The organism is Halolamina salifodinae, assembly GCF_017874235.1.
Taxonomy (GTDB): domain Archaea; phylum Halobacteriota; class Halobacteria; order Halobacteriales; family Haloferacaceae; genus Halolamina; species Halolamina salifodinae.
Genome location: NZ_JAGGLC010000001.1, coordinates 774,582 through 793,064 on the forward strand (window position 1 = coordinate 774,582; position 18,483 = coordinate 793,064).

Below are 18,483 nucleotides of genomic sequence, written 5' to 3' on the forward strand. Positions count from 1 at the left end.
AGTGGTTTCGTTGACGGGTCTCAGAACGTGAGGATCTCGATGCCGTCGGTCTCGTAGGTGGACATCGCCGCCAGCCGGTCGGAGACATCCGCGAGCCCCACTTCCCGGCCCACGAGCGCGCCCGGGTCCAGCGTGCCGTCGTCAACCATCGCCAGCAGTTCGCCGAAGCGCGCCGGCGGCATCCCGCGGGAGCCGAGCCAGTCGATCTCCCAGCGGGTCATCCAGTCGGTCGGCAGCGAGATTTCGCCCTTCTCGGCGTCGGTGGTCAGCCCGACCTGCACGTGGGTTCCCCGAGAGCGCAGGCACTCCACGGAGTTCCGAGCGGTCTCGGCCCGGCCGAGGGCGTCGAGGCTGACCGCGGCCCCACCGTCGGTGATCTCGTGGATCCGGTCGACAACGGGGTCGACGGCGCTCTGTCGGCCGTCGTCGACCACGTCGGCTTCGCTCCCGTCGACGACTTCACTGGCGCCCACGTCCGCCGCGCGGGCGAGCGCGTCGGCGTTCACGTCGACGGCGATGGGCCGGGCACCCAGCGCGTCGGCGATCTGGACCGCCGAGAGGCCGACGCCCCCGCAGCCGTGGACCGCGACCCAGTCGCCGCCCCCGACTTTGGCACGGTGAGCCAGCGCGTGGAACGCGGTCATGTACCGGCAGCCGACCGCGGCCACGTCGCGGAAGCTCACGCCGGCGGGGAGTTGTTGGAGGTTGTGGTCGGCGTGGGGGACGCCGACCTGCTCGGCGAACGCGCCCGGCACGTCGGCCTCGAACCCCAGCGCGTGGCCGTCCTCGCAGGTGTTGCCGTGACCAGTTCGGCACTCCCCGCAGACCCCGCAGCCGAGGCTGAACGGGACGACCACGCGGTCGCCGACCGCGAAGCGATCCACGTCCTCGCCGACCTCGACGACCCGGCCCGCTGGCTCGTGGCCGAGCACGTAGTTCAGCGGCACCTGATCGTCGGCCCACTCGCCGTGACCCTGCCAGGCGTGCCAGTCGCTCCGACAGATGCCGCAGGCCTCGACGTTGACGACGGCGCCGTCCGGTGCCGGATTCGGCTCTGGCACCTCGGTCACGTCGAGCGGTTCGCCGTACTCGCGGAGCACTGCAGCGCGCATTGTCTGGCCGTTCGGGTGGAGTGTGGGTAGAGTTGTCGGTGGGGGTCACGAGCCTTTAACCGACAGCGGGCGAACAGGGCCACCATGTACGACGGCGTCCTCGCCGAGTACGCCACGGAGCGCGGCGCCGACACGCTCGTCGCCGGCGCACACAAGAAACGTGCGCTCGACCGGTTCCCCACCGGAACGCCGTCGAGCGCGTGGTCCGGACCGCCGACTGCCCCGTGCTGACGGTGCCGGAGCCGAACGGCGACTGAGGCGACCGGCCCCCCCGTCACAGTTTTCAGCGATACGTTCTCCGTCAAAACCCTTAAACCAGATAGCGATCCAACGGGTTCTAACCCCACCATGTCCGCCCCCAAACCCCGGTTCGACCGCGCGCCGGCGCCAACGCCGCCCCAGGACGGCGACGCGTGGTACGCGCCCGAGACGCTGGCCCAGTACGAGAGCGCACCCGGCGTCGTCGCCGCCGTCTCGCGGCGCGGTAGTGACGGCGACAGTCACGACCGCACAACCGAGTTCGCCTACGACGCCCGCGAACCGCCGCTCTCGCCGAGTGAACGGGCGGATCTCGACCGCGTCCGCGAGCACTTCGCCGACACCCAGCGCCGCCGGCCGATCACGCGGCAGGGCGCCGTCGAGCGCGCCGAAGCGGGGTTCTCGCCCAAGTACGAGCGCACCCTCGACCGCCTGCTCTCCGGCGGCCCGGGCGCGCGTCGACGGCTGAACTACCACGCGCTCCGGGAACTCAGACTGCTCGGCGACGCGACGCCGCTGGCGCTGGACGACGACGTGGGCGTCGCCGACAGCGAGGCCGCCGCGGACGGGAGCCTGGTCGTCCACACCACCGATTTCGCGCCCGCGATCACGGATCTCGACGCCGACAGCGCGTTCGTCGACCGCGTGGCCGCCGAACGCCTGCGGCGCTACGAGGTCGAGTTCGCGGGCTACCCGGTTCCGGTGGTGGTCTACCGCGACGGCCTGCTGGGGAGCGACCGGTTCGCGACGCGCTACGCGGTCCTGGAACCGGATCTGCTCCCCGGCGACGACCAGCTAATCGCCGAGTGCAAGAAGCGCGTCTGGGAGGCCAGCACCGAGGACGTGATCGGCGGCGGCACGGACCGCCACGCGTTCGTCGCTGACCGGGCTAGACAGCTCCTCTCCCGGCGACTCGCCGGCCGGAACACCCGCGAGTGGCTGGCCTCGACGCGCTACCGCCTGCGCTCTGCGCTGGCGGATCTCGGCGTGGGGCTGCCGCCCATCGACGACCGCTACGCGGAGGACCGACTGGACGACCTCGTCTACCACGTGCTCCGGGACTACGTCGGCGAGGGGCCGCTGACAGTGCCGATCCGGGACCCGAACCTGGAGGACATCGAGGCCAACCGCGTCGGCGAGCGCGTGAAGGTGGTCCCGCGGGACGATATCGTCGACGGCGGGCGCGTGCCGACAAACCTCGCGTTCGACGCCGAGCGCTCGTTCGTCAACGTCGTCACGCAGTTGGCGGCGGGCGACGGCGTCGAACTCAACGCCTCGAACCCCAGCGCGAAGGTAAACCTCGACCCACCGGGCGTCGCCGAAACGGTGCGTTGTGCGGTCGCGCTCCCGACGATCAGCGAGGGCGGGCCCCACGTCTCGATCCGCAAGCAGGCCGCTGAGGCGATGACGCCCGTGGATCTGCTGCGTTCGGGGACGCTCTCGACGGATCTGGTGGCGCTGCTGTGGCTCTGCTACGAGCACCGCGGTATCGTGCTGTTCTCCGGCCCGACAGGGGTGGGGAAAACGACGCTCATGAACGCGCATATGCCCTTTGTCCCGTTCGACGACCGCCCGGTCTCCATCGACGAGGGCTCGCGCGAGGTCCGCCTGCCCCACGAGACCGGCGTCTCGCTCACTACCCGCGACCACGAGAGCGAGTACAAACGGGTCACGATGGCGGACCTGATGACCGAATCGAACTACCTCAACCCCGATGTCGAGGTGATCGCGGAGATCAACACGCCCGAGAGCTTCGAGACGTTCGCCGAGATCGTGAATACGGGCCACGGCGTCGTCGGCACCACCCACGCCGAGGACGTGCGCACGCTCGTGAACCGGGTCGTCGAGCAGGACCTCCCCGCCTACCTGCTCGAGGAGATCGACCTCGTGGTGTTCCCGCACCGCGCGGACGGTCAGCGCTACGTCGCCCGCGCGGTGGAGTTCCTCTCGCCGGAGCAGGCCGAGCGACTCCCGCCCGGATCGGGCGAGACCATCGAGAAAGGTGACACCGAGATCCACTTCAACGAGGTGTTCAGCCGCGACATCGACGGCTCGTTCTCGCTCTCCGGGCCGGCCGACCCAGCCAGCCCGGACGACCGCGGGTTCAGGCTGCTCCACCGGATCGCCACCGCGACTGACCGCTCGCCCGAGAGCGTCGAGCGGGAGTTCCGGCGCAAGCGCCGCTACGTGGAGTTCCTCGACACCGAGGGCGTCACCGACTTCGACGCGCTGTTCGACCTGCTGGCGGACCTCCGAACCGACGAGGCCGCGACCGTCGAGCGTCTCCAGCGCACCGCAGTCGCCGACGGCGGGGACGAGGGGGAGCAATGAGCACCGAAACGGGAGCGGACCCACGCCCCACGGGCGACGGCAATCCAAGCTCCCGACTATCGGTGCTCGACCGGACGCTGTACACGTTGTTCGCCAGCGAGGCCGACGCCGCGCGCCACGGCGCCCACCGCGAGCAGTACCGCGGCACGGACCTCGGCGTCGGCTTCGACGTGTACGTCGCGCGACTCCACGGTCTGGCCTGGCTCGCGGCGCTGCTGGCGGTGCTGCCGACGCTCACGCTGGCGATGGCGATGCCCGCCGGCGCGTACGACGCGCTCGCGCGCCTGCTCTCCCGGGTCGCGCCCATCGCCGCCGTCCCCCGCCCGCCCCGACTCCTCGTCGGCGTCGCCGTCGGGAGCGTCGTGGGGTTCGCCACGCGGCGTGGCGTGGTCGCGCTGGGTGGGCGTTATCTCGGCTGGCTGGCCGACGCCCGGCAGGCCGACATCGAGCGCACGCTCCCCGGCGCAGTCCGCTACCTCCACGCACTCTCCTCGGGCGCCGATGGGCCCCGAGAGATGCTCCGGAAAGTCGCCGAGAACGACGCCTACGGCGAGACGGCCGTGGCCGCGCGGAAGGTACTCAACACTGCCGCGCTCACCGGGAGTCTCGGCGAGGGACTGCGGCGTGTCGCCCGCGACACGCCCTCCCGGGACACGCTCGCGCCGTTCCTGCTGAAGTTCCGCGAGCACGGCCAGCAGGGCGGTGACGCGCTGGCGAACTACCTCGGCCTCGAGGCGCGGATGCTCGGCCACCAGCGCTCACAGGCTCAGCGTCGTAACGAGGGGTTTCTCGAACTGATCGCGGAACTGTTCGTGGTGCTGCTAGTGATGCCGGCGCTGCTGGTGGTGGTGCTCACCGTGATGAGCGTGCTCGCGCCGGGGCTCTCGACGCCTACCGCGACGCCGTTGGGATCGATCACCCCGCGGGCGGCGCTGATCTACGGTGCCGCTGGGTTCGTGCTTCTCGTCGGCGCCGGCGCGGCGTCGACGGTCGGCCGCCTGCGCCCGACCGAGCGGCAGGTGACCTATAACTGCCCAGACAGTGTGCTGGGAACGCTCCGGAGCGCTCTCACCAACCCCGCGAGCGCCGCCGTCGTGCTGGCGCCGCTGGCGGTTTTGGGAACCACTGTGGGCCACGTTTCGGGGCTCCACCCGCTAGCATCGCTGCTCGCGGGGTACGTCACATGGGGTGTCCCCGTCGGCGCTGTCGCGATCCGCCGGGCGCGCATCGACGACGCGAAAGATCGGGAGATTCAGGAGTTCGTCCACGCTGTCTCGGGCCACGTGGGGCTGGGGAAGCCGTTCGGCGAGGCCGTCGAGTTGGTTGCCGAGGACGTGGATCTGGGGCCGCTCGGGCCCGACGTGGCGTCGCTGGCGTTCGATCTTTCCTTATCCGACAGCCCGGGCGGGACCGACCGCCGGACGGCGGCGCTGGATCGCTTCGTCGACCGCGTCGGGACGCCGCTGGCGGCCCAGACGATGGGGCTCGTGACGGGCGCACTCGACGCCGGCAGCGACACCGAGGCGGTGTTCGAGACGCTCCAGACCGAGGTCGGGCAGCTCTACCACGAGAAGCAGGCGCTGCGCAGCGATCTGGCGGTGTACGTCGCGGTGGGGTGGGTGACCGCGCTGCTTGTAGTCGCCATCGTCGTCGCCGTCGACGTGTACGTCCTCGACGGGTTCAGCCAGCTATCGGCGATGCCCGGCTCCGCGGGGTTCGCACTCGCCCCGGACGCGATTCAGCCGGCCCGCGAGCGGTTCCGTTTCGCCGTCGTCGCCGTTGCCACCGCTATCGCCGCGGGCTGGTTCGCCGGAATGGCCAGCCGCGGCCCCTACGATGCGCTGCTGCACTCCAGCCTGCTGGGTGCGCTGGCCGCCGCGGTGTTCGCGGGGGTGGGCCTGGCGTGAGCGAGACCACCTGCCGTCGCGCGCAATCGCACCGCGACGGCGACAGCACCACCTGCCGTCGCGCGCAATCGCACCGCGACGGCGACAGCACCACCTGCCGTCGCGCGCAGTCGCACGTCGTCGGCGTCGCGCTCCTCCTCGCCATCACGACCATCTCGATGGGCGCACTCACCGCGGGCGTCGGCACCGTCGTCGAGGGGAACGCCGCGGCCGCCGACGCCGACCGTGTCGCAGACTCGCTGGCGGCAATCGAACCATCGGAGGCGACGGGCGTCGAGCGCCACGAACTCGCGTTCGGCGACGGGCGCCTCACTGTCGAACCGCGGACCGTCCGCCTACTCGACGACGAGGGCGTCGTCGCCAGCCACCGCGCCGACGCGCTGGTGTTCGAGGCCGACGACCGGCGGGTGACCTACCTCGCCGGCGGCGTCGCCCGCGGCGCCGGGAACGCCTCGCTGCTGAGCGAGACGCCACCCATCGCGACCGGCGATGGCCTGCTGCTGGTCGGTCTCCCCGTGCTGAACGCCAGCGGCACGGCCTCCGTCGGGGGGCAGAGCGTGACTGCGACGCTGCGGACCGACACCAGCCACGAGCGACGCGAACTCGGCGATGGCGAGTACCGACTCGCCGTCGAGACGGCGACGCCCGGCGCGTGGGAAGCGTACTTCGTCGACGAGAACGCGAGCGTCAGCCGCCGGACGTTCGCCGGCGACGACCACGCGAGCGTCGTGGCCGCGTTCCCCGGCGAACGGACGGGCTATCTGGTCGTTCACGACGCGCGACTGGAGGTGGAAACGTGAGCCGAGCACCCGGCCTCCGGGATGATGACCGGGCGCTCACCCCCGCCGTGGGGAAGGCGCTGGAGGTCGGCCTCGTCGTGCTGTTCCTCGGCGCGCTCACGACCGCGCTCTACGGCGGCGCCGTCCCCGACTACCGCGACGCCGTCGGCGGCGAAGTGGGCGACCGTGCCGTCGTCGCCGCGGTTGAGCGCGTCGAGAACGCCGTTCCACCGAGCGCGACGCAGGTCCGGAGCGCCCACGCCGTCGACCTCCCGCGGTCGATCCGGGGCGAGAACTACCGGCTCCGGGTCGAGGACCGGACGCTCGTCCTCGACCACCCGTCGCCAGCCATCGGCGCCGAGACCGCCCTCGCGCTGCCGGATCGCGTCGCGACAGTGGAGGGCGAGTGGCGAAGCAGCGACGACGCGGTTGTGCTGGTGACGGGCGACGACGATGGGCTTCGGGTCGAACTCACCAGCCGGAACGAACTCGGAGGGGGACGATGACGGCCGCCCGCGCGCAGGCGAACCTGCTCTCGCTGGCCGTCGCGCTGACGGCGCTGGTGTCGGCGACGGCGCTCGGCCTCGTCGTCGCCGATGGCGCGCTGGCGAGCGCCGACCGGGAGCCGGGCGAGCGTCGGGCGGCCGGCGCCGCCGCGGAACGGCTGGTGAGCGCCGAGGCAACGGCCGTCCGACAGAACGTGCTCGACCAGTCGGCGGTCACCGGGCTCTCCGCGGCCGACCTCGATTCGCTCGCGCCACCAGTCGCGAACCGCTCGGTGCGGGTCCGACTCGGCGGCGAGACGCTGCTTCGACGCGGCGACCCGACCGGCGGCGCCACCGTCGAACGAGTAGTGCTGGTCGCCGAGCGGACGACCCGCTCGCGCTCCGAAGCCGTCGGCGACGGGGACCAACTCACGCTGCCGCGCCGGACTGACCGCGTGAAGTTGACGTTCGGCTCCGAGTCGGGCATCGAGACGGTTCGGGCCAACGACCGGGTCGTACTCCACGACCCCGGCGGACTAACGGGGCAGTTCGTGGTCGAACCCTCGCGCTACGAGACCACGACGCTCTCGTTCGCTGGCGGGACGGCGCGCGTGGTCGTCGAGTCGACGCCGCTGCGGACCGAGAAGGCGACGCTTCGGGTGACCGTCGATGGCTGAAGGGGATCGTGGGCAGCTATCGCTCACGCTGGTCGAGGCCGGTATCGGCGTGCTGTTGCTGTTCGCGGCGACGGCGACGTTCGCGCTTGGCCTGCCGGCTGTCGGCGCCGACGAGGCGCAGTTGGACGCCTACGCCGAGGACGCCGGGACGGTGCTCTCCCGTGAGCCGCCGCGTCACGAGGGGCTGACCCGGCTCTCGGAGGTGACTCGCTCGGGGAGTGCGTTCGAGCGCGAGCGGGCGGCGCTGGCCCACCGCGTCGAACGCATCCTGCCGGGGAACCTGATGTACCGAGTGGTGACGCCACACGGCGCCGTCGGCTTCCCGCGGCCGACAGACGCGCCGACGGGGCGGGCGACGGTGCCGACCGTCGGCGGCCGAGTGACCATCTGGGTGTGGTACGCATGACTCGGACCGACCGGGGGCAGATGGTGCTCGTCGCGGCGGCGATGCTGGCGCTGGCGCTCGTGCCGCTTGGGTTCGCCTATCTCCAACTGGGGTACAACGCGGACGTGGCGGCGACGAGCGAAGCCGAACGCCCCGGCAGCGAGACGATCCGGCTGCTGGAGCGCGCGGTGTACGACGCCGGCGGCGAGACGACCGGCCACCCGTGGGCGGGCCGGGAGGGCGCGGCGCGACAGGTCGACGCCGCACTGGCGCCGCGAGAGCGAGAAATCGAGGCCGCACAGGTCGAGCGCGGCGTCGCCGCCCGGATCGAGCGCAACGAGAGCGCCGCCGCGGCGTGGCCGGCGTCGAACTGCCCGCGCGGCCCGGGTCGAATGTTCGGGGACTGCGAGGCGATTGGCGGCATCGTGGTGCAGGAGCGCGCCGACGAGACCCACCTGCTCGCGGTCGCCTACGACGTGCGGGTCGTCGACGACCGCGGGGAGACGGCGCTGACAGTGGTCGTTCGGGCGTAAAAACGGCGGTCGGTGGCGGGGCGGCTACTCGTCGTCGATCTCGTCGACCACACCCGTCGTCTCTTGCTTGGTCTCTGCGATCTCCTTGCGTTCGGTCTCGGCGGGCTTCGCGTGCTTGCCCTCGCCGAGTTCCTCGAGGATCGCCTCGCGGGCGGTCTGAGGGTCGTCGTACTCGTCGTCGAGACGGTCGAGCACGCTCCCGAGTGACTCCTCCTCGCCGACGACCTCGTTGGGGGCGTCGTGGTACTCCGCGGCGATCTCGGCGGAGTGGACCGGGAACTTCACGTCCTCGACGGTCTCCTCGAACTCCTGGATGATCTCGTCCTGTCGCTGCTGGCGGTCGCGCTGGCGGCGCTCTGCCTGCTCGTCAGGGGGGATATCCTCGGCCATACAGAACGCTTCGGGGCCGACCGTCAAGGGAGTGGCGGCCGGCGAGAACGGGAGCGGTGCTGAGCGGTGGCGGCTTAGTTCACTTTCCGGGCGAACACGAGGTTGCCCGAGACGTTGTTGACGCGGGCGCGGACGGTCTCGCCCTCCTCGGCGCCGGTGACGAACATGGTGTAGTCGCCGCGCTTGGCGACGCCGTCGCCCTTCCGGCCGGTGTCGGTGATCTCGACTTCGTAGGTCTCGCCCTCCTCGATCTCCGTGGTGGGCTGCTGGCTGGTGGAGGTGGACTGCTTGGTGACCGGGCGGAACGCCCCACAGGCCTCACAGCGCAGCATCATCGTGCCGTCCTCGTTGACCAGCCGGGTGTCGGGCAGGCCACACTCCGAACAGCGCACGAACTCCTCGATGTAGCTGTCGATGGCGCCCTGCAGGTCGCGCTGGGAGAAACTGCCGTTGTAACGCGAACGGCCCTCGCCGAGCTGGCCGGCAGTCCCGAGTTCGCTCTGGATCTCCCGGTGGAGGTGCTCCTCCTCCCGGGAGAGCGCGTCGGCGATCTCCTTGAGGTTGGTGAGTCGGGTGAACGCCCCGTCTTTCTGTACCGTCGGGTCGGGGACGCTGAGACGCTCGTCGCTCCCGCCGAGTTCGGGCACGAGCTCCAGCGCCCGATCGAGTTTCGTCTCGTACTCCATACGTCCAGTAACCGGTGCAGGGGGTTTAGGGCTTCCGAGGAGGCGCCGTTATTTCTCCGCGTACGCGGGCGCGACGTAAACGCCCGAAGGGGCGGTGCTGGGCCGTTCTGGGGCCGTTCTGAGGGCGTTCTGGGGAAATTACTTATAGGTCCCGCCCTACAGTCCCGTGTGAGCAAGATCACCTTCCGCGCCGACGACGCGCTCGTCGAGCGCTTGGACGGTCTCGACGCCTCGAAGAGCGAGGTGATGCGCGAGGCGCTTCGGGAGTTCCTCGACCGACACCCGTCGGTCGACCAGGAGCGGGAGGTGGCGGCAGCCGACGGCGGCGCGCAGGGCGCCGAAGTGAGCGTCGAGGGCGGCGAGGATGCCCGCTCCGGCCTCACCGTCAACATCAACTTCGACGGCGTCGCCGACGCCGCCGACGCGGTCGCCGACACGGCTGCCGACGCCGACGAGGAGAGCACGTGTAAACAGTGCGGAGCGGACGTGAGCGCCGATCATTCCTTCTGCCCCAACTGCGGGGAGGAACACCGGCAACCCCCCCACTGTGAGTGTGGCGAGGAAATCCGGCCGGACTGGGCGTTCTGCCCGGGTTGTGGGCGACGGAGCCCCACCTCCGAGGTGTTCGACCGTGCGTAGCCGCTGTTAGACACTCCCCGGCAAAACGTCTTACACCGGGTCGGGGGCGCCGGTAATTTTTTAATGGATAGCTACGTTGGTCTGCGTGCGTAAGACGGTCGTCTTACAGAGCCGGACGGGGCGGGGACCCCGACCGGTCGGAGCTGTGGGCGACGGCTCGCGCCGGTTCGTCTTACCGGGGGAAACCAACCATGGAGCGTGTCACACTGCGAATACCACGACAGCAGGTCGAAGAGGTCGAACAGATGGTCGAGACCGGGGAGTTCCCGAACCGGAGCGAGGCGATCCGCTCGGCTGTCCGCGAAATGATCGACGAGAGCGACGCGACCGACGGCACGGGGCGTCGTGACCGCAGCTGGGCCAAGGTGTAATACATGCAGGACATCGTTCAAGACGCATTAGACAACGCGGAGGCCGAGCAGCGATCGATGCAGGACGTCGACACTGACGACGACGAGTTCGGGGATCCCCGGATCGTCATCGTCGGGGCGGGTGGTGCCGGGAACAACACCATCAATCGACTGTACAACATCGGCGTCGACGGCGCGGAGACCGTCGCGATCAACACGGACAAGCAGCACCTCAAGATGATCGAGGCCGACACGAAGATCCTCGTCGGCAAATCCCTGACCCAGGGGCTCGGTGCGGGTGGCGACCCCGAGATGGGCGAGCGCGCGACCGAGATGGCCCAGGGGACGATCAAGGAAGTGCTGGGCGACGCGGACCTCGTGTTCGTCACCGCCGGGATGGGCGGCGGGACGGGCACCGGTGCCGCACCCGTCGTCTCCAGCATCGCCAAGGAGCAGGGTGCCATCGTCGTCGGCATGGTCTCGACGCCGTTCAACGTCGAGCGTGCCCGCACGGTGAAAGCCGAAGAGGGGCTGGAGAAGCTCCGCAACGAGGCCGACTCGATCATCGTACTCGACAACAACCGCCTGCTGGACTACGTCCCGAACCTCCCGATCGGGAAGGCGTTCTCCGTGATGGACCAGATCATCGCGGAGACGGTGAAGGGGATCTCGGAGACGATCACCCAGCCGTCCCTGATCAACCTGGACTACGCGGACATGTCCACGATCATGAATCAGGGCGGCGTCGCGGTGATGCTCGTCGGCGAGACCCAGGACTCGAACAAGACCGACGAGGTGGTCAACGACGCGATGAACCACCCGCTGCTCGACGTCGACTACCGCGGCGCCAGCGGCGGCCTGGTCCACATCACCGGCGGCCCCGACCTCACGTTGAAAGAGGCCGAGGGTATCGCCGACAGCATCACCGAGCGCCTCGAGGCCTCGGCGAACGTGATCTGGGGCGCGCGGATCCAGGAGAACTACAAGGGGAAGGTGCGGGTCATGGCCATCATGACCGGCGTCCAGTCCGCGCAGGTGCTCGGCCCGAGCACCCAGAAGCAGGCCAACGCCTCCAAGGAGGCGCTCGGCCAGGACTTCGACGAGACGGACTTCGACGCGAAGAGCAACGCGAAGACGGGGTCGCCCGCCCGCGACGGTGGGAGCCAGTACGACGACAGCGACAACGACCTCGACGTCATCCGCTAAGTCGTCCCCGTTTCTTCCGTTCTTTTTCGACCGCGAGCCGTGGCTATACGACGTCGCCGCGAACCGTCACGCCGGTCTGTTCGGCACGGCGTTCGTTCACCGCTTCCGCAGCGACCCGCGCGTCCGCCTCGTCAGCGCCGAGCATCCCCAGCGCCTCCGACAGCGTCGGGAAGGCGAGGTCGCCGGCCCGGAGTTTCTCGAGCGTCTCGGCATCGCGCTCGCCGTCCTCCCAGAGACAGGCCCCACGCGGGTCGAGCACCTGTTCGTAGGCCTCACGGTCCAGCGCACCCCGGAGTCGCTGGGTGACGTTGTCGCCGAAGGAGGCGTTACAGACTTCGAGGTGGATCGGTTCGTCGGTGTCGGTGAGGTGGGCGCCGAGACATTTCTCGGGGGCAGCGTAGCCGTTCTCGCTAGCCCGGAGGGAGTCGGGAAACTGCTCGGCCCACTCGGCGCGGACGGTGCTGCCCACGCCTTTCACGCCGTACTCGCGCTCGAAGCGCTCGGCGGCCTCGTCGTCGCTCTCGAGGAGGATGTCCTTGGTGAGGTAGATGTCGAGGCGCTCGACCGGGTCGAGGCCGAGCGCGGCGTCGCCGTAGAGCCAGACCTCCCGGACGGGGACGGGCATGGGTTCGGTCTCGATGGTGTCGAGCAGGGCTTCGACGCGGTCCAGCGCGGCGGCACGCTCCATGGGTGAGCGGAGCGGGGCTGGGAGCAAGAGGGTGTCGCAGGTGTCGACGGCGATGGACGGCCGTCGTCGACGAAGGTGGCACCGGCGATGGACAGCCGTCGTCGACGAAGGTGTCGACGGCGATGGACGGCCGTCGTCGACGCAGGTGTCGCCGGCGACGGTCGGCCGGCGCCGACGCAGGTGTCGCCGGCGACGGTCGGCCGGCGCCGACGAAGGTGCCTCCTCGGGAGCCGTTACTCGCCCACGAGATCCAGCACCGCTCCAACGTCGGCGGCGACCGACTCCGGCTTCCCGCCCGCGGCCGCGGCGGCCTCGGGGTCCTTGAGCAGGTGGCCGGTCGTGAGACAGACGACGCGTTCGTCGGCGTCGATCTCGTCGCGCTCGCGGAGTTCCCGCAGGCCGGCGATGGAAGCGGCGGAGGCGGGTTCGACGCCGATCCCCTCGCGAGCGAGGTTGCGCTGGGCCTGCGTGATCGCCTCGTCCTCGACGGCGACGGCGGTGCCGCCGGTCTCGCGCACGCCGGGGAGCGATTTGGGCGCGTTCACGGGTTCGCCGATCCGGATCGCGGTCGCGACCGTCTCGACGGAGTCCCAGCGCTGGACGGACTCGGCGCCGGACTCGATGGCCTCGACGAACGGCGCGGCGCCCGCCGCTTGGACACCGGTGAGTTTCGGGACCTCGTCGCGGTCGAGCGCGCCGGCCTGCACGAGTTCGCGGAAACACTTGTACAGCGCCGAGGTGTTTCCCGCGTTCCCGACCGGGAGCACGATGCGGTCCGGGAAGCCCCCCTCCTTGTCGCGGAACTGTTCGAGGATTTCGAGGCCGATGGTCTTCTGGCCCTCCAGACGGAACGGGTTGAGCGAGTTCAGGAGGTACGCCTTTCCGCGGTCCGCGAGGTCCTGCACGATATCGAGACAGTCGTCGAAGTTGCCGTCGACTTCGAGAATCCGGGCGTCGTGGAGCGCGGCCTGTGCGACCTTGCCGGCGGCGACCTTCCCCGCAGGGAGGAGCACGAGCGTCTCGAGACCCGCGCGGGCGCCGTACGCGGCGAGCGCGGCGGAGGTGTTGCCCGTCGACGCGCAGGCGAGTCGGTCGACCCCGACCGCGGCGGCGGCGCCGACGCCGACGGTCATGCCGCGGTCCTTGAAGCTCCCGGTGGGGTTCATCCCCTCGTGTTTCACGCGCAGGCGGTCGAGGCCGAGTTCGTCCTCGATTCGCGGGACTTCGTAGAGCGGGGTGTCGCCCTCGGGGAGGCTGACGCCGGAGGGGTCGGCGGCGCGCTGTCGGCCGCCGTCGCCGCAGGGGTCGGCGGCGCGCTGTCGGCCGCCGTCGCCGCATGGGTCGGCGGCGCGCTGTCGGCCGCCGTCGCCGCAGGGGTCGGCGGCGCGCTGTCGGCCGCCGTCGCCGGAGGACTCGTCCGTGTCCAGCGGGCCGGTTCGGCCCGTCTCGAAGGGGAGCGCGGCGGCGTAGCGCCAGACGCCGCGGCCGGAGAACTCGTCCCAGTCCGGCAGGTCGGCGTAGCGGACCTCCAGCAGGCCACCGCAGTCGTCGCAGTCGTACCGCACCGCGGCGAACGGCGCGTAGGTGGCGCCACAGTCGATACAGGCCAGCCAGCAGTCGTTGTCGATCCCCTCGGGCCGGGTGGGCGCGGGGGCGTCGAGCGAGAGCCCGTCAGTCATCGACCGTGGCTGGGAGCGCGGGGCAGAAAAGTGGGCCGGGCCGTCACTCGGTGCCGAACGCGTCGATGCGGCCGTGGACCGTGTCGACCCACTCATCGAGCGCCTCGTGGAGCATCTCCTTGGCCTCGGGAAGCGGGACGGCGGTGTACTCGTAGACGTAGCCGCCGGGGTCGAGCAGGCGTCGACGCCGCTCGACGAGGCCTTTATCGAGTAGCGTGGTCAGCGAGCGGTTCACGTTGCTGCGGTCACGGTCGAGGGCCTCGGCGAGTTCGGCGACGGTGCTGTCCGGGCGGTCCAGCAGTGCGAGATACGTGCGGCTCTCGTGGTCCTGTACGCCGAACACACAGGATAGCACCTGCCGGAAGTCCGGGTGCTCGGTCTCGAGCAGGTCGGATATCGCTGGCCGGTCGGCGGTGTGGCTCATACCTCCCTCTGGGTGGCCGAGCGCTAAAAGCCGGGTGCCCGCGGCATCGCCCTGTGTACCCTGAGAACACGGACTGCGGGGACTTATGTATCGTCACACCATTCGTTCCGGCGAGATGGAAGAGAGCATCGCCGGCTTCAAGCAGCGCGGGTCGTGGGGCGACATCGTCGAACACGGCGAGCGCATCAGCCGCGCGCTGCGCGACGCCGGCGTCGAGGACGAGGCGTTCGAGGAGTGGGACGAGTGGCGTCCCAAAGCCCACGAGACCCTCGACGAGGACGTCGAAGAGAAGACCGCGGCGCAGGCGAGCATCCAGGAGGGCCCCGGCGAGCGCGAGGGGAAGGATCCCGAGGACGACATCAAGTCCGCCGGCGAGAAGCTGAGCGAGTCCTACGAGAAAGTCGAGGAGGGGGACAACGACGGCGCCATCGAGCGCTGGCAGGACTCCATCAACTACGCCACCCGCGCGGCGGACTCGGCGGGCCGGAAGGCGATCCGGACCGTCGAGGACACCGTCTACCGGAAGGTGATGACCCAACTCGCGCCGTACTACTTCGACAACGAACTCGTCAGCGCGAACGTCCAGCAGAGCTCCCGGGGCGACGAGTCGGAGTTCGTCTTCGAGGTGAACATCAACGACGACGAACTCAAAGGGGAGGTCAGCGACCGACTGGCCTCGTACGACGACGAGGTCGACCGCTGGCACGTCGACACCGAGAAACAGGTCGAGACCGCCGAGGTCGCGGAGGGCGCCGAGTTCTCCTCCCCCGACAACGAGGGGGAGTCGAAGTCGACGACGAACTGAGGCTGCGACGGCGACCGTGATTTCTGAGACCGCTTCGCCCCCGAGCGCCCGCGAGGCCCCTGCGGACGGCCGTTCGAACGGATGGACAGCGTTTTACGTCGAGCGGCGGAACTCTCGGCCACTATGGGGAAGAAGTCGAAAGCACAGAAGAAGCGACTCGGGAAGAAGGAGAAACAGAACTCGCGTGTGCCCGCGTGGGTCATGATGAAGACCGACATGGAAGTCACCCGCAACCCGAAGCGGCGCAACTGGCGGCGCTCTAACATCGACGAATAATGAGCGCGAGCGACTTCGAGGAGCGGGTCGTCACCATCCCGCTCCGCGACGCGAAGAACGCACCGAAGCAGGAGCGCGCCGACGCCGCACTCGCCATCGTCCGCGAGCACCTCGCGAACGCGTTCTCCGTCGAGGAGGACGAGGTCCGTCTGGACCCGGCGGTCAACGAGACTGTCTGGGAGCGCGGGCGCAGCAAGCCCCCGAGCTCCGTTCGCGTTCGAGCCGCACGGTTCGACGAGGACGGCGAGACGGTCGTCGAGGCCGAGCCGGCGGAGTAACACGCCGTGTTCCGCGCGGCTTTCGCCGGCTCCTCGTACGTCGGGGTGTTCGCGCGAGCGACTGACGACTGTCTGCTGATCCGTCCCGACGCCGAGGAGGACGTGATCGAGGGGATGGCCGACGAGCTGTCGGTCGACGCCCTGCCGACCACCGTCGCCGGCTCCAACACCGTCGGCGCGCTGGCGGTCGGCAACGAGAACGGCCTGCTGGTCTCCGGTCGAGTCACCGAGCGCGAGCGAGACCGGATCGAGTCCGCGACCGACCAGTCCGTCTACGGGCTGCCGGGGAGGATCAACGCCGCCGGCAACGTCGTGCTGGCAAACGACTACGGCGCCTACGTCCACCCGGACCTGACCGACGAACAGGTCGACGTGGTCGAGCAGGCGCTGTCGGTTCCCGTCGAGCGCGGCTCGCTGGGGGACGTCGACACGGTCGGCACCGCCGCGGTGGCGACCAACGATGGCGTGCTCTGCCAGCCCGGCTCCCGGGAGGCCGAACTGGAAGCCGTCGAGGAACTGCTCGACGTGTACGCCGACGTGGGGACGATCAACTACGGCGCCCCCCTCGTCGGCTCGGGGCTCGTCGCCAACGACGACGGCTACGTCGTCGGGCGCGACACCACCGGGCCGGAGCTGGGGCGTATCGAGGACACGCTGGGCTACCTGGAGTAAGCCACGGCGCGTGACCGGGAGTGACCGTCGTGTCACTCCACGGAGCTCGATGCCGTGGCTGTACTGAGCCCACTTCTCGACCGAGAACCCTTTCGGAAGCTACTTCCCGCTCGCCCGGCGTTTTTCGGGTATGAGTCAGTTTACTGTGAGCGGTACGTTCGAGGCCCGCGACGGGCGACAGGCCTTCGAGCGGAGCCTCGACGCGGAGAACGAATCGGTCGCACAGGAGCACGTGCTCTCCCAGTTCGGTGCCGAGCACAACCTCAAGCGGACGCAGATCGAGATCAGCGAGGTGACCGCCGCATGATGGGTGGTGGCCAGCAGCAGCTGCAGCAGCTCTCCCAGGAGCTCGAGGAGATCGACCTCGAGATCGAGGAGAAAGAGGAAGAAATCGCGGAGTTCCAGGAGGAGAAGTCCGGCGTCGACGACGCCATCGAGGCGATCAACACGCTCGAGAGCGGCGACACGGTGCAGGTCCCCCTCGGCGGCGGCGCGTACGTTCGTGCCGAGATCGAGGACATGGACGAGATCATCGTCGGCCTCGGCGGTGGCTACGCGGCCGAGCAGGAGGGCGACGACGCCGTCGACGCCCTCGAGTCCCGAAAGGACCTGCTCGACGACCGCATCAGCGAGGTTCGCTCGGAGATCTCCGACCTCGAGGAGGAGAGCGCCGAGATCGAGCAGCGCGCCCAGCAGATGCAGCAGCAGATGCAGCAACAGCAGATGCAGCAGATGCAGCAGCAGGGCGAAGAAGGCGGTCAGTAAGGTCCCATGTTCGACGGACTGAAGGAGAAACTCGGCTCGTTCCGCGAGGACGTCGAGGAGGAGGTCGAGGAGAAGGAGGCCGACGCCGACGCTGCGGCGGACGCCGAAGCGGCTGAGTCGGCCGACGACGAAGCCGAGCCCTCGACGCCCGCCGCGGCACCGGAACGCGAGTCGAGCGACGAGGACGGCGAGAAGCCGGGGCGCCTGCGGCAGGCAGCCGCGATGGCCACCGGCCGCGTGATTATCGAGGAGGACGACCTCGAAGAGCCGCTCTGGTCCCTGGAGATGGCCCTCTTAGAGAGCGACGTGGAGATGAGCGTCGCCGAGGAGATCCTCGATTCCGTCCGGGAGAAACTGATCGGCGAGAGCCGCAAGCAGGTCGACACCACCGCCGAACTCGTCGAGGACGCGCTCCACGACGCGCTGGTGGAGGTCATCTCGGTTGGCCAGTTCGACTTCGAGCAGCGCGTCGCCGAGGCCGAAAAGCCGGTGACGGTCGTGTTCACGGGCGTCAACGGCGTCGGCAAGACCACCTCCATCGCCAAGATGAGTGAGTGGCTCGGCGAGCGCGGCTACAGTTCGGTGCTGGCAAACGGCGACACCTACCGCGCCGGCGCGAACGAGCAGATCCAGAAACACGCCGAGAACGTGGGTCGGAAGCTGATCTCCCACGAGCAGGGCGGCGACCCCGCGGCGGTCATCTACGACGGTGTGGAGTACGCCGAGGCCAACGACGTCGACGTGGTGCTTGGCGACACGGCCGGTCGCCTCCACACCTCGAACGACCTGATGACCCAACTGGAGAAGATCCACCGCGTGGTCGACCCCGAGATGACGCTGTTCGTCGACGAGGCCGTCGCCGGCCAGGACGCCGTCGAGCGAGCCAAGGAGTTCAACGACGCCGCCGAGATCGACGGCACGGTCCTGACGAAGGCCGACGCCGACTCCTCGGGCGGCGCCGCCATCTCCATCGCCCACGTGACGGGCAAGCCGGTCCTCTTCCTCGGCACCGGGCAGGGGTACGAGGACCTGCAGGAGTTCGACCCCGAGGAACTGGTCGAGGACCTGCTCTCGGAGTAGCGCGCCGTTTCTCCGTTTTTCAACGCCGTTGTTCAGCGGCGCGACCAACGCCGACAGGGGCGGAGCGTTTTCCGTCGC

24 protein-coding genes are annotated in these 18,483 nt (G+C 69.8%); 18 read left to right on the forward strand and 6 right to left on the reverse strand.

The window, feature by feature from the left end; genetic code table 11:
* Positions 1 to 20: 20 nt before the first annotated feature.
* Complete coding sequence (locus J2753_RS04070; protein ID WP_209490632.1) at positions 21 to 1,112, reverse strand: zinc-dependent alcohol dehydrogenase family protein; 1,092 nt, start codon at positions 1,110 to 1,112, stop codon at positions 21 to 23.
* An 84-nt stretch (positions 1,113 to 1,196) separates the two neighbouring features.
* Here J2753_RS04070 and J2753_RS04075 point away from each other — a divergent pair, with 84 nt between their 5' ends.
* From J2753_RS04075 to J2753_RS04110, 8 genes are all read left to right on the forward strand, one after another.
* The gene (locus J2753_RS04075; RefSeq protein ID WP_209490633.1) at positions 1,197 to 1,343 is read left to right on the forward strand and encodes a hypothetical protein; all 147 of its coding nucleotides are present in this window, start codon (positions 1,197 to 1,199) and stop codon (positions 1,341 to 1,343) included.
* 117 nt (positions 1,344 to 1,460) lie between these two features.
* The gene (locus J2753_RS04080) at positions 1,461 to 3,701 is read left to right on the forward strand and encodes a type II/IV secretion system ATPase subunit (protein ID WP_209490634.1); all 2,241 of its coding nucleotides are present in this window, start codon (positions 1,461 to 1,463) and stop codon (positions 3,699 to 3,701) included.
* A complete protein-coding gene (locus tag J2753_RS04085; protein WP_209490635.1) occupies positions 3,698 to 5,608 on the forward strand; it encodes a type II secretion system F family protein in 1,911 nt (636 codons plus the stop codon). Before J2753_RS04080 ends, J2753_RS04085 begins: the two co-directional genes overlap by 4 nt.
* On the forward strand, positions 5,605 to 6,408 hold the full coding sequence (locus J2753_RS04090; RefSeq protein WP_209490636.1) for a DUF7289 family protein: 804 nt from the start codon (positions 5,605 to 5,607) through the stop codon (positions 6,406 to 6,408). Before J2753_RS04085 ends, J2753_RS04090 begins: the two co-directional genes overlap by 4 nt.
* On the forward strand, positions 6,405 to 6,893 hold the full coding sequence (locus J2753_RS04095; RefSeq protein WP_209490637.1) for a DUF7266 family protein: 489 nt from the start codon (positions 6,405 to 6,407) through the stop codon (positions 6,891 to 6,893). The genes J2753_RS04090 and J2753_RS04095 overlap by 4 nt, the downstream gene beginning before the upstream one ends.
* Positions 6,890 to 7,549: a DUF7263 family protein gene (locus J2753_RS04100; RefSeq protein ID WP_209490638.1), complete on the forward strand. Its 660-nt coding sequence runs from the start codon at positions 6,890 to 6,892 to the stop codon at positions 7,547 to 7,549. The genes J2753_RS04095 and J2753_RS04100 overlap by 4 nt, the downstream gene beginning before the upstream one ends.
* Positions 7,542 to 7,955, forward strand: a complete 414-nt coding sequence (locus J2753_RS04105; RefSeq protein ID WP_209490639.1) for a DUF7262 family protein — start codon at positions 7,542 to 7,544, stop codon at positions 7,953 to 7,955. The genes J2753_RS04100 and J2753_RS04105 overlap by 8 nt, the downstream gene beginning before the upstream one ends.
* Entirely contained in the window at positions 7,952 to 8,467 is a 516-nt protein-coding gene (locus J2753_RS04110) for a DUF7261 family protein (RefSeq protein ID WP_209490640.1), read from the forward strand. The genes J2753_RS04105 and J2753_RS04110 overlap by 4 nt, the downstream gene beginning before the upstream one ends.
* 24 nt (positions 8,468 to 8,491) lie before the next feature.
* Here J2753_RS04110 and J2753_RS04115 read toward each other — a convergent pair whose 3' ends face one another.
* The gene (locus tag J2753_RS04115) at positions 8,492 to 8,857 is read right to left on the reverse strand and encodes a DUF5789 family protein (protein WP_209490641.1); all 366 of its coding nucleotides are present in this window, start codon (positions 8,855 to 8,857) and stop codon (positions 8,492 to 8,494) included.
* Positions 8,858 to 8,931: 74 nt separating this feature from the next.
* Positions 8,932 to 9,543 carry a translation initiation factor IF-2 subunit beta gene (locus tag J2753_RS04120; RefSeq protein WP_209490642.1) on the reverse strand — a complete coding sequence of 204 codons (612 nt, stop codon included), beginning with the start codon at positions 9,541 to 9,543 and terminating at the stop codon, positions 8,932 to 8,934.
* A gap of 168 nt (positions 9,544 to 9,711) precedes the next feature.
* On the opposite strand from J2753_RS04120, the gene J2753_RS04125 reads away from it, so the two are divergent.
* The 3 genes from J2753_RS04125 (at position 9,712) to ftsZ (ending at position 11,738) form a co-directional block, all read left to right on the forward strand.
* Positions 9,712 to 10,182 carry a double zinc ribbon domain-containing protein gene (locus J2753_RS04125; protein ID WP_209490643.1) on the forward strand — a complete coding sequence of 157 codons (471 nt, stop codon included), beginning with the start codon at positions 9,712 to 9,714 and terminating at the stop codon, positions 10,180 to 10,182.
* Positions 10,183 to 10,373: 191 nt separating this feature from the next.
* Positions 10,374 to 10,553 carry a ribbon-helix-helix domain-containing protein gene (locus J2753_RS04130; protein WP_209490644.1) on the forward strand — a complete coding sequence of 60 codons (180 nt, stop codon included), beginning with the start codon at positions 10,374 to 10,376 and terminating at the stop codon, positions 10,551 to 10,553.
* A gap of 3 nt (positions 10,554 to 10,556) precedes the next feature.
* Positions 10,557 to 11,738, forward strand: coding sequence for a cell division protein FtsZ (ftsZ, locus tag J2753_RS04135; RefSeq protein ID WP_209490645.1), 1,182 nt, complete (start codon positions 10,557 to 10,559; stop codon positions 11,736 to 11,738).
* Positions 11,739 to 11,781: 43 nt separating this feature from the next.
* On the opposite strand, the gene J2753_RS04140 is transcribed toward ftsZ, so the two are convergent.
* The 3 genes from J2753_RS04140 to J2753_RS04155 form a co-directional block, all read right to left on the reverse strand.
* Entirely contained in the window at positions 11,782 to 12,426 is a 645-nt protein-coding gene (locus J2753_RS04140) for a DUF7095 family protein (RefSeq protein ID WP_209490646.1), read from the reverse strand.
* Positions 12,427 to 12,659: 233 nt separating this feature from the next.
* Complete coding sequence (gene thrC / locus J2753_RS04145) at positions 12,660 to 14,105, reverse strand: threonine synthase (protein ID WP_245334421.1); 1,446 nt, start codon at positions 14,103 to 14,105, stop codon at positions 12,660 to 12,662.
* Positions 14,106 to 14,148: 43 nt separating this feature from the next.
* Positions 14,149 to 14,529 carry a helix-turn-helix domain-containing protein gene (locus J2753_RS04155; protein ID WP_209490647.1) on the reverse strand — a complete coding sequence of 127 codons (381 nt, stop codon included), beginning with the start codon at positions 14,527 to 14,529 and terminating at the stop codon, positions 14,149 to 14,151.
* Between the two features lie 115 nt (positions 14,530 to 14,644).
* On the opposite strand from J2753_RS04155, the gene J2753_RS04160 reads away from it, so the two are divergent.
* The 7 genes from J2753_RS04160 to ftsY all read left to right on the forward strand — a co-directional run bounded on the left by J2753_RS04160 (position 14,645) and on the right by ftsY (position 18,405).
* Positions 14,645 to 15,334 carry a DUF5828 family protein gene (locus tag J2753_RS04160; protein ID WP_209490648.1) on the forward strand — a complete coding sequence of 230 codons (690 nt, stop codon included), beginning with the start codon at positions 14,645 to 14,647 and terminating at the stop codon, positions 15,332 to 15,334.
* Between the two features lie 123 nt (positions 15,335 to 15,457).
* Positions 15,458 to 15,610, forward strand: a complete 153-nt coding sequence (locus tag J2753_RS04165; RefSeq protein WP_209490649.1) for a 50S ribosomal protein L39e — start codon at positions 15,458 to 15,460, stop codon at positions 15,608 to 15,610.
* Positions 15,610 to 15,888 carry a 50S ribosomal protein L31e gene (locus J2753_RS04170; protein WP_209490650.1) on the forward strand — a complete coding sequence of 93 codons (279 nt, stop codon included), beginning with the start codon at positions 15,610 to 15,612 and terminating at the stop codon, positions 15,886 to 15,888. The genes J2753_RS04165 and J2753_RS04170 overlap by 1 nt, the downstream gene beginning before the upstream one ends.
* 6 nt (positions 15,889 to 15,894) lie before the next feature.
* Entirely contained in the window at positions 15,895 to 16,560 is a 666-nt protein-coding gene (locus tag J2753_RS04175) for a translation initiation factor IF-6 (RefSeq protein WP_209490651.1), read from the forward strand.
* 130 nt (positions 16,561 to 16,690) lie between these two features.
* Positions 16,691 to 16,867 (forward strand): 50S ribosomal protein L18Ae, encoded by a 177-nt coding sequence (rpl18a, locus tag J2753_RS04180; protein ID WP_209490652.1) that lies wholly within the window; start codon positions 16,691 to 16,693, stop codon positions 16,865 to 16,867.
* Positions 16,867 to 17,325, forward strand: a complete 459-nt coding sequence (pfdA, locus tag J2753_RS04185; protein ID WP_209490763.1) for a prefoldin subunit alpha — start codon at positions 16,867 to 16,869, stop codon at positions 17,323 to 17,325. The genes rpl18a and pfdA overlap by 1 nt, the downstream gene beginning before the upstream one ends.
* Positions 17,326 to 17,331: 6 nt before the next feature.
* The gene (ftsY, locus tag J2753_RS04190) at positions 17,332 to 18,405 is read left to right on the forward strand and encodes a signal recognition particle-docking protein FtsY (protein WP_209490653.1); all 1,074 of its coding nucleotides are present in this window, start codon (positions 17,332 to 17,334) and stop codon (positions 18,403 to 18,405) included.
* Positions 18,406 to 18,483: the final 78 nt, after the last annotated feature.

What these genes read in the sequence shown, in the direction of transcription:
- J2753_RS04130 (WP_209490644.1), top strand. Translation starts at nt 10,374, where the DNA reads ATGGAGCGTGTCACACTGCGAATACCACGACAGCAGGTCGAAGAGGTC.
- J2753_RS04075 (WP_209490633.1), top strand. Translation starts at nt 1,197, where the DNA reads ATGTACGACGGCGTCCTCGCCGAGTACGCCACGGAGCGCGGCGCCGAC.
- rpl18a (WP_209490652.1), top strand. Translation starts at nt 16,691, where the DNA reads ATGAGTCAGTTTACTGTGAGCGGTACGTTCGAGGCCCGCGACGGGCGA.
- thrC (WP_245334421.1), bottom strand. Translation starts at nt 14,105, where the DNA reads ATGACTGACGGGCTCTCGCTCGACGCCCCCGCGCCCACCCGGCCCGAG.
- J2753_RS04115 (WP_209490641.1), bottom strand. Translation starts at nt 8,857, where the DNA reads ATGGCCGAGGATATCCCCCCTGACGAGCAGGCAGAGCGCCGCCAGCGC.
- J2753_RS04070 (WP_209490632.1), bottom strand. Translation starts at nt 1,112, where the DNA reads ATGCGCGCTGCAGTGCTCCGCGAGTACGGCGAACCGCTCGACGTGACC.
- J2753_RS04170 (WP_209490650.1), top strand. Translation starts at nt 15,610, where the DNA reads ATGAGCGCGAGCGACTTCGAGGAGCGGGTCGTCACCATCCCGCTCCGC.
- J2753_RS04110 (WP_209490640.1), top strand. Translation starts at nt 7,952, where the DNA reads ATGACTCGGACCGACCGGGGGCAGATGGTGCTCGTCGCGGCGGCGATG.
- J2753_RS04085 (WP_209490635.1), top strand. Translation starts at nt 3,698, where the DNA reads ATGAGCACCGAAACGGGAGCGGACCCACGCCCCACGGGCGACGGCAAT.
- J2753_RS04140 (WP_209490646.1), bottom strand. Translation starts at nt 12,426, where the DNA reads ATGGAGCGTGCCGCCGCGCTGGACCGCGTCGAAGCCCTGCTCGACACC.
- J2753_RS04155 (WP_209490647.1), bottom strand. Translation starts at nt 14,529, where the DNA reads ATGAGCCACACCGCCGACCGGCCAGCGATATCCGACCTGCTCGAGACC.
- J2753_RS04100 (WP_209490638.1), top strand. Translation starts at nt 6,890, where the DNA reads ATGACGGCCGCCCGCGCGCAGGCGAACCTGCTCTCGCTGGCCGTCGCG.
- ftsY (WP_209490653.1), top strand. Translation starts at nt 17,332, where the DNA reads ATGTTCGACGGACTGAAGGAGAAACTCGGCTCGTTCCGCGAGGACGTC.
- J2753_RS04120 (WP_209490642.1), bottom strand. Translation starts at nt 9,543, where the DNA reads ATGGAGTACGAGACGAAACTCGATCGGGCGCTGGAGCTCGTGCCCGAA.
- J2753_RS04160 (WP_209490648.1), top strand. Translation starts at nt 14,645, where the DNA reads ATGGAAGAGAGCATCGCCGGCTTCAAGCAGCGCGGGTCGTGGGGCGAC.
- J2753_RS04165 (WP_209490649.1), top strand. Translation starts at nt 15,458, where the DNA reads ATGGGGAAGAAGTCGAAAGCACAGAAGAAGCGACTCGGGAAGAAGGAG.
- pfdA (WP_209490763.1), top strand. Translation starts at nt 16,867, where the DNA reads ATGGGTGGTGGCCAGCAGCAGCTGCAGCAGCTCTCCCAGGAGCTCGAG.
- ftsZ (WP_209490645.1), top strand. Translation starts at nt 10,557, where the DNA reads ATGCAGGACATCGTTCAAGACGCATTAGACAACGCGGAGGCCGAGCAG.
- J2753_RS04080 (WP_209490634.1), top strand. Translation starts at nt 1,461, where the DNA reads ATGTCCGCCCCCAAACCCCGGTTCGACCGCGCGCCGGCGCCAACGCCG.
- J2753_RS04105 (WP_209490639.1), top strand. Translation starts at nt 7,542, where the DNA reads ATGGCTGAAGGGGATCGTGGGCAGCTATCGCTCACGCTGGTCGAGGCC.